This is a genomic window from Rhodococcus sp. JCM 9793, from assembly GCF_055380405.1.
The window spans coordinates 2,009,827-2,024,618 of record NZ_AP043721.1 but is presented as its reverse complement, the minus strand read 5'-3'; the positions used below and the strand labels follow the sequence as shown (position 1 = coordinate 2,024,618).

12 protein-coding genes are annotated in these 14,792 nt (G+C 63.2%); 9 read left to right on the top strand and 3 right to left on the bottom strand.

The features are described from left to right. The first annotated feature begins 64 nt into the window (after window positions 1-64). The 3 genes from ACZ46K_RS11465 to ACZ46K_RS11455 all read left to right on the top strand — a co-directional run bounded on the left by ACZ46K_RS11465 (window position 65) and on the right by ACZ46K_RS11455 (window position 4,309). Window positions 65-1,906 (top strand): ATP-binding protein, encoded by a 1,842-nt coding sequence (locus ACZ46K_RS11465; RefSeq protein WP_054805870.1) that lies wholly within the window; start codon window positions 65-67, stop codon window positions 1,904-1,906. 67 nt (window positions 1,907-1,973) lie between these two features. After that, complete coding sequence (locus ACZ46K_RS11460) at window positions 1,974-2,366, top strand: VOC family protein (protein ID WP_054809957.1); 393 nt, start codon at window positions 1,974-1,976, stop codon at window positions 2,364-2,366. Between the two features lie 479 nt (window positions 2,367-2,845). Beyond that, window positions 2,846-4,309 (top strand): aldehyde dehydrogenase, encoded by a 1,464-nt coding sequence (locus ACZ46K_RS11455; protein WP_054805869.1) that lies wholly within the window; start codon window positions 2,846-2,848, stop codon window positions 4,307-4,309. A gap of 313 nt (window positions 4,310-4,622) precedes the next feature. Here the strand turns inward: ACZ46K_RS11455 and ACZ46K_RS11450 are convergent, their stop codons facing one another. Then, on the bottom strand, window positions 4,623-5,666 hold the full coding sequence (locus ACZ46K_RS11450; protein WP_464748318.1) for a hypothetical protein: 1,044 nt from the start codon (window positions 5,664-5,666) through the stop codon (window positions 4,623-4,625). A 245-nt stretch (window positions 5,667-5,911) separates the two neighbouring features. Between ACZ46K_RS11450 and ACZ46K_RS11445 the strand changes: the two genes are divergently transcribed. Further along, window positions 5,912-7,021, top strand: a complete 1,110-nt coding sequence (locus tag ACZ46K_RS11445) for an NDMA-dependent alcohol dehydrogenase (RefSeq protein WP_054809956.1) — start codon at window positions 5,912-5,914, stop codon at window positions 7,019-7,021. An 83-nt stretch (window positions 7,022-7,104) separates the two neighbouring features. Here ACZ46K_RS11445 and ACZ46K_RS11440 read toward each other — a convergent pair whose 3' ends face one another. After that, complete coding sequence (locus ACZ46K_RS11440) at window positions 7,105-7,920, bottom strand: SDR family NAD(P)-dependent oxidoreductase (protein WP_054805868.1); 816 nt, start codon at window positions 7,918-7,920, stop codon at window positions 7,105-7,107. A gap of 59 nt (window positions 7,921-7,979) precedes the next feature. Continuing rightward, window positions 7,980-8,795: an SDR family NAD(P)-dependent oxidoreductase gene (locus tag ACZ46K_RS11435; RefSeq protein WP_054805867.1), complete on the bottom strand. Its 816-nt coding sequence runs from the start codon at window positions 8,793-8,795 to the stop codon at window positions 7,980-7,982. Between the two features lie 212 nt (window positions 8,796-9,007). On the opposite strand from ACZ46K_RS11435, the gene ACZ46K_RS11430 reads away from it, so the two are divergent. From ACZ46K_RS11430 to ACZ46K_RS11410, 5 genes are read left to right on the top strand one after another with little or no spacing between them, the layout of a single operon-like run. Beyond that, entirely contained in the window at window positions 9,008-10,555 is a 1,548-nt protein-coding gene (locus ACZ46K_RS11430) for an ABC transporter substrate-binding protein (RefSeq protein ID WP_464748316.1), read from the top strand. Next, on the top strand, window positions 10,552-11,499 hold the full coding sequence (locus ACZ46K_RS11425; protein ID WP_054809953.1) for an ABC transporter permease subunit: 948 nt from the start codon (window positions 10,552-10,554) through the stop codon (window positions 11,497-11,499). The genes ACZ46K_RS11430 and ACZ46K_RS11425 overlap by 4 nt, the downstream gene beginning before the upstream one ends. Next, window positions 11,496-12,449, top strand: coding sequence for an ABC transporter permease (locus tag ACZ46K_RS11420; RefSeq protein ID WP_464748314.1), 954 nt, complete (start codon window positions 11,496-11,498; stop codon window positions 12,447-12,449). Before ACZ46K_RS11425 ends, ACZ46K_RS11420 begins: the two co-directional genes overlap by 4 nt. After that, window positions 12,446-13,576 (top strand): ABC transporter ATP-binding protein, encoded by a 1,131-nt coding sequence (locus ACZ46K_RS11415; protein ID WP_464748312.1) that lies wholly within the window; start codon window positions 12,446-12,448, stop codon window positions 13,574-13,576. The genes ACZ46K_RS11420 and ACZ46K_RS11415 overlap by 4 nt, the downstream gene beginning before the upstream one ends. After that, complete coding sequence (locus tag ACZ46K_RS11410; RefSeq protein WP_464748310.1) at window positions 13,577-14,569, top strand: ABC transporter ATP-binding protein; 993 nt, start codon at window positions 13,577-13,579, stop codon at window positions 14,567-14,569. Window positions 14,570-14,792 lie beyond the last annotated feature (223 nt).

The window sequence follows — 14,792 nt, the reverse complement described above, 5'->3', positions numbered from 1 at the left end:
TCTGTCGAATTGGCGTCTGTCACGTAAACTTGCCGTCCTACTGGCGATTCCAATTCTCGCTGCTGTGGTATTCGGTGCTCTGCGAGTCACCACGCAACTCGACGAAGCCCAGCGCTTCGATGTCTTGTCCGAGCAAGTCGCAATCATCCCCGCACTGTTCGACTTCTCGAATGTCGTTGTCAGTGCATCCACCGCCATCAGCCTCGGGCTTCCCCCCATCAGCAACCAGGAACACATCGCCGAATCCACCCAGAACCTGGAACTGCACGCAGACTCGGCGAAGCTGAGCGCCCCGATCGCCGAGCGGATCACACAACTCATCGCCGACGGCCGAACGATCTACGACAATTCCCACAGCAGCGGCATGTCGACCGAAGAACTCGGACAACACACGATCGATTTCCTGATCCGATGCGAAGCGGCCTTCCGGACCGTCCTCGATCTCGCCGAGAACACAGAGATACTGACTGCCGGCACCAACATGCTCAACGCGTGGAATGCTCAGCGGACACTTCTCGACCAGGCAAACGCACTCGCCCTACTCGGCCGCAACCCCGAGGCCGCACACATCATCACTGAGAACGCTCTGAACGTCGAGGAGTCCACTCTGCTCCTCCTGCAAGACACTTCGCTCGACCAAGGTAAGCTCGACGAACTGCTCAGCAATCTGGTACTCCGGCAGACCCAGCTCGCCGACCTCGTTTCCGGTCGGGGCACCGAGGCACAATTGAACGACGCAATGCTCGCGGCATTCGTCCCGTATCAAGATATGAACGGCCTCGCGATCGTGCAGATCACCACCACGCTGGACCAACTCATCTCGAGCAGTCGAACAACCGCGATCCGAGACGCAGCGATCATCGCCGCGATCCTTGTGACTGCTCTTATCGTTGCTCTGGCCGTCGCCCGAGCGCTGTCTCGTCCGCTTCGGCGGTTGCGCGACAGCACCCTCGCGTCCGCACACGATGAGCTTCCTGCTGCCATCGCAGCCATCAAGGACGGCGCAGATATCGATACGGTTCGGCTCGCGCCGATCGATCTGCACACCACCGAGGAAATCGGAGAACTCGCCCGCGCAGTCGACTCGATGAACTCCGAAGCGATCCGCCTGGCCGGCGAGCAAGCGCATCTGCGCCGGCAGGTCGCCACGATGCTCGAGACCCTGGCCAGACGTCACAAAACTCTTGTCGAACAGCAGCTCTCACTGATCGAATCACTCGAATACCGAGAAAAGGACCCGCTCCGGCTGCAAAGTCTGTTCTCTCTCGACCACCTCGCCGCACGCATCCTCCGCACCGGCGATTCGCTTCTCGTGCTCGCCGGTTCGCGTTCCCGCGTCCGTACCGCTCCTACTCCACTCAACGACATCCTGCGCGGCGCCGTGTCGCAGGTCGAGAACTACCAACGCGTCCGCATCGGCAGGACGCCCAGTGGTTATCTCGTCGGTGTCGCCGTTTCCGACGTAGTCCATCTACTTGCCGAACTTGTCGACAACGCACTGCGCGCGTCGCCGCCGACGTCACCGGTGACCTTCGAGTTCTCGACGGCAGTCGGAGGAGGTCTCCTGCTCGAGATCGCCGATTCCGGCATCGGTGTACCCCCCGAGACGCTCGACGACATCAACAACCACCTCGCCGCGGGCAACGACGCCGAGTTCTTCGCTCCGCGTCAGATGGGTCTGTACGTCGTCGGGCGACTCGCCGCGCGCAACGGGATGAGCGTGCGACTTCGACCGACGTTCGATTCCGATACCAACGCCGGCATCACCGTGTCGGTGTATTTTCCTCCGCCACTCCTTGTCGACGTCGGATATGCCGTCCCCGAGCAAATGATGGAACGCCCCCGCCGACTGCCCCGCCACGATGACCGGACGCAACATCACGGTGAACCGGAAAGCGCTCGATGAGAGGGAACTCATCCGAAACGATGCTCGAACACACTTTCCGACCCAACCAACCACTCAGAGGATTCATATGAGCAATAGAATTCGATTCGCCTTCGTCAAAGTATTCGTCGACAACATCGAAAAGCAGGCCGCGTTCTACCGTGCGGCATTCGGGATGGTGGAGAAGAATCGGCTCACAGTGGGAGAGGGCTTCGATGCCGTCGAGGAGATCATCCTCACCAGCGGACGCGGCGATGATTCATCCCTGATCGTGTGGCGCTATATCGAGCGAGCAACCCCGCCGCCCGGCGAAGCCGTGCTCGGCTTCGATGTTCCCGATGTCGAGGCTGCGGTGCGCGCCGTCGAAGCAGCAGGAGGAACCGTCGACACACCGATCGATCGAATGCCGGACCTCGGGTTCGCCGTGGCATTCGTGAAAGACCCGGAAGGCCACCTCATCGAAATTGCACAGAGTCTGTAGAGGTGTCACCGGTATACGACCGAAACCGGCATTGCCCTGGTGATCACGCGTGCCCTGGTCAAGCGCCGTTGTCGGCGAGTGCCTGGTAGAGCGAGGCGACCGAGGGAAGCCGGCCTGCGTTCTTATACCTGTCTCGTTGGCCAGCTTCTCCGCGGTGTGGAATCCATAGGCCCGGCGGACCGAACCTTGGTGCCGAGTCCCTCGTGACGCCCGTTGGACAACCCACGGCTCCAGTAGAGAGAAACGGTGATACACAGCACGTTACGAACCCGCAATGCGCCGACCCCGCAGCTGTTCCATCGAGTGGAAGATCCAGGCGAGCAGACCTGATTGCCCGCCCTGTGGAACACGGGTTTCGTTCCCACCTGGAGGCGTGTCCTAATCAGGAACAAAGCGAATTCCTACGCGGAGCAGCTTCCGATCACTTGTGTGCCCGCCGCGCCGCCCGCCCACCGAACGGACCCCAACGGAGATAGGTTATGACCGTACCGGACTACACCCGAAAGAACCTGTTCATCGGCGGCCGATGGTGTGCACCGCAGTCGTTGGACGTCCAGCACCTGCACGAGGCTGCGACTGGTAAGCCACTCGGCACCACACCTCTCGCAGGTGCTGCCGACATCGACCGTGCGGTGCATGCGGCACGCACGGCGTTCGACTCGGGGCCGTGGCCGACGATGGCGGTATCCGAACGTGCCGACATACTTCGTGCGTATGCCGCCGAACTCGAATCGCGAGGCGACTTCACAGCCGAGCTGGTCAGTCGGGAGAACGGAATGCCCTCGCTGGTGTCCCGAGGCGCCAACGTCACGTCCCCGGTCACCATCATGAACCAGTACGCGAATCTGGTCGAGACGGGGATACTCGAGGAGACCCGCCCCAGTTCCCGTGGTTCCACGATCGTGCGGCGGGTGCCGATCGGCGTCGTGGCAGCGATCGTGCCCTGGAACTTTCCACAGTTGATCGCCGCCGCAAAAATCGCTCCCGCCCTCGCGGCCGGTTGTACCGTGGTCGTGAAGCCGTCACCGGAAACCGCGCTGGACGCGTTCGTGCTCGCCGATGCTGCCGAAGCTGCGGGGCTACCCGACGGCGTCTTGAACATTGTTCCCGCCGAACGTGACGTGAGCGCAGCGCTGGTCGCCCATCCGGGTATCGACAAGGTCTCGTTCACCGGTAGTACAGCGGCGGGCCGTCACATCGCCGAAGTCTGCGGTCGGCTCGTCCGGCCGGTCACGCTCGAACTCGGCGGCAAATCGGCATCCATCGTTCTCGAGGACGCCGACATCGACGTCTTCGCGGCAAACCTGATGGCGGTTTCCTTCATCAACAACGGGCAGACGTGCGTTCTGCACTCGCGTATTCTCGCGCCGCGCTCGCGTTACGACGAGGTGGTGGAGGTAGTGGCCGCAGCCGCCCGCGGACTTGTGGTCGGCGACCCTCTCGACCCGAACGTCACCTGCGGCCCGATGGTGTCGCAAACTCATCGCGAGCGCGTCCTCGGTCATATCCGGTCGGCACGTGAATCCGGGGCACGTCTGGTCACCGGTGGACACGCGCCCGATGTTCCGGGATGGTTCGTCGAGCCGACCGTCTTCGCCGACGTCGATCCGCGCAGTCGCCTCGCTCGCGAGGAGGTGTTCGGCCCCGTTCTCGCGGTCATTCCGTACGAAGACGAGGACGAGGCCGTGGCGATCGCGAACGACAGTGTCTATGGACTTGCGGGATCCGTCTGGACTCGGGACGAAGAGCGAGGCGTCGCCCTTGCGCGCCGAATCCGCACGGGCACCTTTGGAGTCAATTACTACCAGATGGACTTCGGTGCACCGTTCGGGGGAATGAAGGACAGCGGACTCGGGCGTGAGTTCGGGCCCGAAGGGCTCGATGCCTTCGTTGAATACCAATCCATCTACACCGGATCCCGAGACCGGAAGGTCGAAGAATGAAGGCGCGCGCGGCGGTACTGCGGGGCCCTGGTGAACCCTGGTCGGTCGAAAAGGTCGACCTGGACGATCCCCGAGCCGGCGAGGTACTCGTCAACTGACAGCAAGCGGACTGCGCCATTCGGACCAGCACTTCAGCGACGGGACCAATTCGATCGGATACCCGTTCATCGGCGGGCACGAGGGTTCCGGAGTAGCCAGGAGACCCAACCCTGCCGATGCACTCACGTCCTCGGATTTCTCTTTCCTGAAGTCCGTTCTCCTCGTCGTCCCACCCCGTGCACACGGGGTGGGACGTGACGTCAGCGGCTTCTGTTTACTGCACGTCGATCGGGGCATCGGCCGGGTAGCGGCGCGGTGCCATCTTGTAGAACTCGGTCAGTTGCGCCACGAATGCCGTGTCGTTCATCGGGTCGCTCGGTTCGTCGACGACTGCTCCCTTTGCGCGCATGTCGTCGATCAGCATTCCGAAGACCTTCTCGCGGGTGAGGTCGTCGGTGTGGTCCTGGTAGCGCTTGACATCGTCGAGGTCGTCGAACAACAACGAGGTGTAATGCACGAGCAGACGCATCTCGTCCACGCCGAAGCGGCGGATTTCCTCGTCACCGTTGCGGACCGACCATTCGTCATCACCAACCGGGTGCAGCTCGGTAGCGAGGTCCAACTCGGGATAATCGCGCTGGTCCCTGGCGCCGTTGGCTTCTCGGCGGTGATACATCCGAGAATTGTCGGTCAGGAACGCAGTGTTCCAGAACGGTGCTGCGATCCGTGCCGGGTCCTCGTCCGGACCGTCGGGCCAGTAAGTGAAACCGCCGTCCACATCGGACTTGTTGAAGTACGTGAGAACCTGCGCCGACTTGACCTCCCACTCGTCGAAGAGACCGCACTTCGACATGATCGCGAGAAGCCAGATCGGTGTGTTGAACAGACCCATGCCGCGGAACACTGCGGTGTCGAAGTGACCGGCATCGAAGCTGTGCGACGGCCCGCACACGTTGAACAGAAGGTTGTGCACCATGCCGTATTTCGCCCCGTGCAGCGACTTCGCGGTGTCGAGAAGCTTGCTTCCGAAGTAGATGTCCTGCAGTTCAGGATGGAAGACGACACCTTCGTTACCGAGGAACCCTCGGAACACGGGTGCGACGAAGTCCGACAGCTTCGCATCGGCCTTCCGGTCTCTACCACCCGAAATCGCCAGATACTCCTCGGTGGACGAAAAGTGATGCGCGAGGATCAGGCGCCACGGGCCGTTCTCACGAATCACCGAGAAGATCGTCTCGATCTCCTCTGGTGTGTAGAAGTTCTCGATCAGGGAAGGTGGCGCAACGGGGATCATCGGATGGCGTTCGATGGTCGTCATGGGGACTCCTCTCTACCGCCGGAGGTGATCCGGGCGGGGGGTCATGATCCGCATCACGGTAGGCATCGTCGGCAGTACCTGCCCAGGACGGATTCCATGGAGCGGGACATTCTCCTGATATATCCGGCCTCTCGCCTGCCGGCAGGATCGCCCGCTGTATGGAACACAGGGTTCGTCCGGTGCGCTCGCTCGTGCCCTAATCGACAGAGAAGCAGTGCTTTCGTAGGCAACGGGAAGGGTGACGGATGAAGACTCGCGCAGCGGTACTGTGGGGACCCGAGAAACCGTGGTCGGTCGAAGAGATCGACCTCGACGAGCCGCGGACGGGAGAGGTACTCGTCCGGATGACCGCGAGCGGACTGTGCCATTCGGACGAACACTTCAGAGACGGAACGAATTCCATCGGATACCCCTTCATCGGCGGACACGAGGGGTCGGGGGTCGTCGAGCAGATCGGCCCGGGCGTCACCGACCTTGTCCCCGGCGACCATGTCGTCTTCAGCTTCATACCTGCCTGCGGTAAGTGCCGCGCCTGCGCCAGGGGAATGTCGAGCGTATGCGACAGCGGTGCGCAGATCGGCCTGGGAACCCAACTCTCGGACGGCACCTCCCGGCACCGCGTACGAGGCCAGGACGCCCGGCTGATGTGTGTCGTGGGCACATTCGCCGAGCACACCGTGGTCAACGTTGCATCGTGCGTGAAGATCACCCCCGACATACCACTCGACAAAGCGGCCCTCGTCGGCTGCGGCGTCCCGACCGGCTGGGGCTCGTCGGTCTACGTCGGCAAGGTCACGTCAGGCGATTCCGTGGTGATCCTGGGGATGGGCGGCGTCGGATGCGGGGCGGTTCAGGGCGCGGCACTGTCCGGTGCACGACACGTCGTGGTTGTCGATCCGTCACCGTTCAAGCGTTCGGAGGCGAAGCGATTCGGCGTTACACACACCGCCGAGACGGTCGACGAAGCCCGGACTCTCGTTCAGGAATTGACCTGGGGTGCCATGGCAGACGTCGTCGTCATCACTATCGGCGTGATGACCGGGCGAGATCTCGCTCCGGCGATGTCCTTGCTCGGTAAGGGCGGGACCTGCGTTCAGGTCTCGGTCGGCGACCCGGCCGAGACGACAGTGGATTTGAGCCTGATCGACCTGACGTCCATGCGAAAGACGATCACGGGTTCGTGGTACGGAAATGCGAATCCCCGGTCGGACATTCCGCTTCTCCTGCGCATGTACATGGAGGGGAAGATTCTCCTCGACGACATGATCACCAAGACGTACACGTTGGACCGGATCAATGACGGCTTCGACGACCTTCGCCGCGCCGAGACCATCAGAGGAATGATCCTGTTCTGAAGCGAGGACGGCGGCCCTCGTCGGGTGTGCCCACGTGGCAGTAGGCGGGAACGAAGATTCGAACCGCCTACTGCCCACCGAAGTCAGTCGAGCTGCTTGCGTACCCTGTCGACCCGGTCCTGCCAGTAGTCCAGCCATTCCGGCGACGGGAAGATGTGCGTCTTGCCGGCTGCCATGGCCGCGACGACGAGGTCTGCTACGTACTCGGTCGAGACCCCCTGGTCGATGTCGCTGTTCACCTGCTCTCGCAGTTCCTCCAGTTTCGGGTCCGCCTGTGCTCGCGGTACATGCCCGGCCGGCGCATTGCGCTCGTCGTTGCGGATGGCTGTCGCAGTGTAGGCCGGGCACAACACCGCGACACCGACGTGCGGAAACTCCGTGGCGAACTCGTGCGCCATACTCTCCGAGAGCGCGACCACGGCCGCTTTCGACGCGATGTACGGGTGGAGGGGTGCGGTGGTCGTGAAACCGGCCATCGACGCGGTGTTCACGATGTATGCCTCCTCCTGAGCGGCCAGCAGGGGAAGGAATATGTTGCAGCCGTTGACAACGCCCCACAGATTGACGCCGAGCGTCCATTCCCAGGTGGCCAGGCTGGTGGTTGCGAATCTCTGCATTCCGCCGACTCCGGCGTTGTTGCAGAGAACGTGCACCGCCCCGAAACGCTCCATGGTGGCGTCGGCGAGCGCGCGGATCGAATCGGCGTCGGCGACATCGGTCCGGACCGGCAGTACCTCGCCCAGGGCGCCGAGTTCGGTGGCCGCCTCGGCGAGATCTGTTTCATCGAGGTCGGCGATGACGACCTTCATTCCTTCCTTCAGGAATCGAGTGGCGAGGCCACGGCCGATCCCGTTTGCACCGCCGGTGACGACGGCAACGCGTCCTGCGAGTTCCTTCATGATTTTTCCTTCGCTGAGGGGAACATCCCGGATCGATGTTCCGGTGTGCGATGTCGGGGTCAGAGCTGGCTTCGGACCTTGTCCACGCGCTGTTGCCAGGCCTCGAACCATTGGGGGTGGGGGAAGATGTGCGTCTTGCGGGCCGCCATACCGGCGACCACCATGCCGGCGATCTCTGCGGGAGATATCCCTTCCTGTTCCAGCGTGCTGTAGACGGATTCGCGTCGTTCGTTGAGCCTCGGGTCGGCTACAGCACGCGGAATGTGTCCGGGAGGAGCGTTGCGTTCGTCGTTGCGTATCGACGTGGACGTGTACGCCGGAGACAGCACCGCGACACCCACGTGCGGGTACTCGATCTCGAACTCGTTCGCCAAGCACTCGGACAGGGCCACCACACCGGCTTTCGTCGCCTTGTAGGTTGCCTGGTACGGACCCGACGTGAAGCCTGCCATCGATGCGGTGTTGACGATGTACGCTTCGTCCTGCGCCGCCAGGATCGGAAGGAATATCCGGCAACCGTGCACGACACCCCACAGATTGACTCCGATCGTCCATTCCCATGTCGCCTGGCCGACGGTGTCGAAGCGTTGAGTCCCGCCGACACCTGCGTTGTTGCACAACACGTGTACCCCACCGAACCGGGCAACCGCAGCATCCGCGAGCGATTGAACCGAGTCTTCCCGCGACACGTCCGTCGTCACGGCAAGGACCTCACCCGAGGCGGCCAGCGACTGCTCTGCTCTCGCAAGATCCTGCTCGTTGATATCGGCGATGACGACCTTCATGCCTTCCTGCAGGAATCGCTCCGCGAGACCCAGTCCGATACCGTTCGCCCCGCCGGTGACGACGGCAACGCGGCCGCGCAGATCCTTCATGCTGCTCCTCATGGTTTCGTACGCCACAATTCGGAAAACTCCGAAAAACGTTCTCTTCCATAGAGGTATTCGGACGAGCGCTGGGCCATCCGACCACCCACTCAGTGGAACAACTCGTTCTGGCGGTGCTGCGGTACGTGACCTAATGCACCTGTGGCCTTCGGTTCTTGCGTCCACCATGTCCGTTTGCCGGTTACACCGAGGAGTGTGCTGTGAAGATTCGACCCCGCCTTGTGACGGCCGCCGCGATCGGCGCCGCTGTCACCCTGTTCGTGTCCGCCTGCGGTGGCGAGGCTGCATCGCCTGCCGGGCCGGCGGGAGAGCCCGTACGCGGTGGAACTCTGGTGTACGCGTTCAACACCGAATCACAATCCGTCGATCCCGCGACCTGCGCAATCGGTATCGGTGTCGCTCCGTGCCAGGCCGTGTACGGCGCGCTTCTCAACTACGACTTCGACACCGGCGAAATCGAGCCGGGAATGGCGGAGTCGTTCACCACCGAGGACGGAAAGACCTGGACGCTGAAGCTACGTCCAGGCCTGACTTTCACCGATGGCACCCCGTTCGATGCAGCTGCCGTCGCATTCAACTGGGATCGCGCTCTCGATCCCGCGTTGCTGTCGCCGAGCGCCGCCGTCGCCAAGACGATCGACTGGGAGGTCGTCGACCCTACAACGCTCTCGGTCACTGCCCAGGATGTGAACTACCAGCTAGATTTCGGTCTCACCGAAGCACTCGCCTATATCGCCTCGCCCACCGCGATCAAGGAGAAGGGTCCTGACTTCGGCAGCAACCCGGTCGGCGCGGGACCGTTCACCCTCACCTCCTGGGCGCGCGGCACCGAGATGACCCTCGACCGCAATCCGGGCTACTGGGACCAGCCTCGGCCCTATGTCGACCGCCTCGTGCTCAAGACGATTCCCGCCGACGACCAGCGTTTCAACGCTCTGCAAGCCGGTGAAGTCGACGTCATGGCCGTCACCGTGCAGAAGTACGCCGACCGAGCCGAGAGCGCCGGCATGAACGTCGTTCATGCTCCGATTCTCGGCGGAACCGGGGTACGTCTCAGTCACCGTGGTGCCCTCGCCGATCCCGATGTGCGCACCGCGATTGCGAAACTGATCGACAACGAGCAGATCATGAACGCCGTCTATCCCGGCGAACCGGTGGCTACCGGCTTCACACCCGAAGACAGCCCGCTCTACGATCCGGCTTCGGCGTGGCCTGCGCCGGATACTGAAGGCGCGCAGCGGCTCATCGACGATTATCGCGCCCGTACCGGCAGCGGCGACCTCGAGCTGACCTACGTTCTCACCGCCGGGAGCCCGGTGTTGAGCCAGACCGCCGAGTTGATCCAGTCCCAATTGCAGCAAGTCGACGGCCTGCGCGTGCGCATCGTCCCCCTCGAGGGCGCGGCCTTTGCCGGCGCGATGACGTCCGGCGACTACGACCTGATCGTCAGTGGTCTGGGTGGCGCCCATCCCGACAATCTCAACAAGGTCTTCCGGACCGGAGGGTCGTCCAACAATTCCGGCTACTCGAACCCGACGGTCGACGACGCTCTCGACCTGACCCACACTTCGAACGATCCGGCGACGGTGGAGAGCGCCTACAAGACCGCCATCAACGAACTGGTCGACACCAACGCATACCGCTTCTGGCGCCATGCCCGGACCGACCTGATCAGCCCGTCGAACGTGCACGGAATCGAACCGGCATACCAGTACTGGTTCCGTCCTGAACTGGCCTGGGTGCAATGATGCGTCATGCCGTAGCACGACATCTCGCGAAACTCGTTGCGGTGCTCATCTTGGTGAGTGTCACGACATTTGTTCTGCTCGAGACGATTCCCGGCGACCGTCTCGCTTCCGTGCTCCCCGAGGGCGCAACACCGGAGATGCGTGCGGCTGCCGAAGAGCGGTTCGGTCTGAACGGATCACCTGTAGAGCGATTCTTCGGATGGCTCGGCGGCGCCCTGCAGGGCGATCTCGGACGTTCCATGCAGTCGCAGGTTCCGGTGACCGAGTCGATCCTCGAACGACTTCCCGTCACCATCGAGCTGGCCACGCTGTCCATCGTTCTCGCGCTACTCGTCGCGATCCCCGTCGGCATCTACTCGGGATATCGACCCGGCGGCATCGTCGATCGCATCGCGACGTTCCTGTGCTCGATCACCCTGTCGATTCCGAGCTTCCTTCTCGGTGTGCTGCTCGTCTTCGTCTTCGCGGTGACGCTGGGTGCGCTGCCGGTGACCGGGTGGACACCACTGTCCGAAGGATTCGTGCCGCACGTGCGCGGTCTCATTCTCCCGGTCGTGACACTCGCCGCCGTCGAAACCGTGGGATTCATCAGACTGCTCCGAAACGACATGGTGGCCACACTGCAGCAGGATTTCGTCCTGTCTGCCCGTGCTCGAGGACTGTCCACCCGGCGAATCCTGCTGATACACGCGCTGCGCCCGTCGGCGTTCTCACTGCTGACCGTGATGGGCGTATCGCTGGGTCGTCTGATCGGGGGAACGGTGATCGTCGAGACGCTGTTCTCGCTTCCCGGTCTCGGCACACTGGTGATCACCGCGATCACCGGACGGGATTTCCTGCTGGTGCAAGGAATCGTGCTGGTGGTGGCCGTGGCATACGTGTTGCTCAATGCCCTTGTCGACCTGACCTATCCGCTCCTGGACCCGAGGGTGAGGGCGTCGTGAGCCATAGTCTCGACAAACCCGGAGCCGTCGTCGCGGACGAGTCGGTTCCCGTGCTCGACACGCCCGGTGAGAGCACGCCGGTGGACGAATTCGATCCGCCTCCCGCCGCAACAGAACTGATCGGGCGACGTCGACGACGTCGACGCGATATCGGTGCGCTCCTGGGCGGGTGCTGGCTGGTCCTGATCGTGCTCGCGGCGGTGTTCGTCGACCTGCTTCCGCTACCTGCTCCGGACGCGATCGGCGACCTGTACTCGCTACCGCCCTTCCAGGACCCCGGGCACATCCTCGGCACCGATCAACTCGGCCGCGATCAACTCAGCCGTGCCTTACACGGCGCGCGGGTCTCATTGTCGGTGGCGATCGGCGCGACACTGCTCGCCATGGTTATCGGCACGGCAGCCGGCCTCATCGCAGGCTACTTCCGTCGCGCATTCGACGTGGTGTTCGATCTGTCCACGAACACGATCCTCGCCTTTCCACCGCTGATTCTGCTGATCGCCCTCGTAGCGCTGCGAGAGCCGAGCGCGGTGACACTCGCAATCGGTCTCGGGGTGGTGGGTGCGCCGACGTTTGCACGCATCACTCGTGCCAATACCATCGCCTACGCGGAGCGCGAGTTCGTCATGGCGGCGAAGTCCATGGGGTCGACCAGCGCCCGCATTCTCCGCCGCGAGATCCTGCCCAATGCTCTTCTGCCGGTGGTGTCGTTCGCCACCGTCGTCGCGGCCACGCTCGTCGTGGCCGAGGGATCGCTGAGCTTTCTCGGGCTCGGTGTTCCCCCGCCGGCCCCCAGTTGGGGCGGGATGATCGCGGCGGGACGCGAAAGCCTCTACGAGAATCCGGCTCTGGTGCTCGTCCCCGGCGTGTTCTTCTTCCTCACGGTCTTCTCCCTCAACCGTGTCGGCGACTGGGCGCGCGGACGAGTCGGACGGGAGTCGTCGCTGTGACCGTCAACGGAAAGGACATCGGTGCCGTGACCCAGGTACTGCAGCGACCACAGGAGACCGATGCACCGACGTTGTCGGTGACCGACCTGCGCGTCTGGTTCGATACGCCGCGCGGCATGGTGCGAGCGGTCGACGGAGTCACCCTCGACGTCGCGCCGGGTCGCACACTCGGCATCGTCGGAGAATCCGGCTCGGGCAAGTCGGTGTTGTCGCGGGCGGTGATGAATATCCTCGCCCCCAGTGCGGTAGTGCTGCCGGGCTCACGCATCGAGTTCGAAGGACGCGACACCGCCGCACTCGGGCGCGATGAGGCCCGCAAGCTCTGGGGTGCGCAACTGGCGATGGTCTTCCAGGATCCGATGACCTCGCTCACCCCCGTGCTGACGATCGGTGCGCAACTCACCGAAACGCTGCGCCGGCATCTGCCGCTGAACAGATCCGATGCGCTGGCCCGAGCCGAGGAACTGCTCGACCTGGTCGGAATACCCGAGCCGCGCAAGCGACTGAAGCAGTATCCGCACAATCTGTCGGGAGGAATGCGTCAGCGCGTGGTGATCGCTTTGGCGTTGGCGTGCTCCCCTCGCCTGTTGATCGCCGACGAGCCGACGACAGCGCTGGATGTGACGGTGCAACATCAGATCCTCACGCTGCTCGAGCGTCTGCAACGCGAGCAGGGCATGGCGATGGTCCTCATCACGCACGATCTCGGTGTCGTCGCGGGTCGATCCGACGAGATCGCCGTGATGTATGCCGGCCGCGTCGTGGAGCAGGCGCCGACCACGGTGCTCTTCCGCGAAATGCGGCATCCGTATACACGCGCACTGGTCGGATCGATCCCGCGGATCTCGGATCCGAGCCACACTCGGCTGCGTGCGATTCCGGGTCGCCCGCCGACGGTTGTCGACCCTCCGCCAGGATGTGCATTCGCGGCGCGCTGCCCGCATGCCCGGCCACGCTGCCTTGTGGAAACGCCGACGCTGAGCGCGGAGGGCACGGCCGGTGATCGACATCGCCACGCCTGCTTCTTCCCCGTCGGTACCCCCGCCGGCGCGGACGCGTGGACGACCAATCTGAACGAAGGAAAGACCGCCGCAGGTCTTCCCGTGGATTCGAGGAGCGTGCTGTAGATGGCAGGAACAGGAACCGCGCACCTGCGCGACGCAGACAACGACGACCTGCTGCTCACCGTGCGTAATCTGGTGGTGGAGTACGACACCGGACGCGCCGGAAAGGTACATGCGGTGTCGGACATCAGTTTCGATGTCAAACGCGGTGAAACACTCGGCGTGGTAGGCGAATCGGGCTGCGGCAAATCGACCGTGGCCAAAGCGGTCATGCAGCTCCCCCAGCCCACATCGGGTGAGGTGAAATTCAAGGGTGACGATCTTGCCGCGATGTCCCCGCGCGAACTCCGGTCTGCGCGACGCACCCTTCAGATGATCTTTCAGGACCCCATTTCGTCTCTCAATCCGTTACGCAAGGTGCGGCACATCGTCGCCGAAGGACTCGATGTGGCCGGCGGCCGCAGCCGGGCGGAGAAGCAGGCGATGGTCGACGACATTCTCTCCGTAGTCGGACTCGATCCGGATGTCGCGGGAGACCGGCGACCGCACGAGTTCTCGGGTGGTCAATGTCAGCGAATCTCCATTGCCCGCGCCATGGTAGTGGAGCCCGAGCTGGTGATCTGTGACGAGCCGGTGTCCGCACTCGACGTGTCGGTACAGGCCCAGATCCTCAACCTCCTCGAGGACATGAAGGAACGCTACGGCCTCACGCTGTTGTTCATCGCCCATGATCTCGCTGTGGTCAAGAATGTCAGCGACAGAGTCATGGTCATGTACCTGGGAAAGGTATGCGAGGTCGCCTCCCCGGATCTGCTCTACGCCGAACCGCTGCATCCGTATACCGAGGCGCTGCTGTCTGCGATCCCTGAACCCGATCCCGATGTAGTGCCCGTGGAGATCACCCTCTCCGGTGACCTGCCCTCCCCGATCGCTCCACCCAGTGGCTGCCGCTTTCGCACGCGATGTCCACGGGCAGAGTCGATCTGTGCCGAGCAGGAGCCGCAGATCCGCGAGGTGCGACCGAAGCACTTCGTCGCCTGTCATCTGACGTCCTGAGGGGGATCTGAACAACGGTGGGCCCGGTCTGGAACGCACCGGAAGTCGGCGACGTCGGTCTCCCGATCAATGGGATGCGCGCTCTCATCGATGCCGTACGGGCCTACCGTGAAGTCGATGCCGATTGTGAGGAAAAGTCGACGATCACACATCTCACGTCGCGAATCCCTGTGGTTGCGAGGTGATCGCGGCAGGTGCAGCCCTGCAACACCTCGGTCCAGTG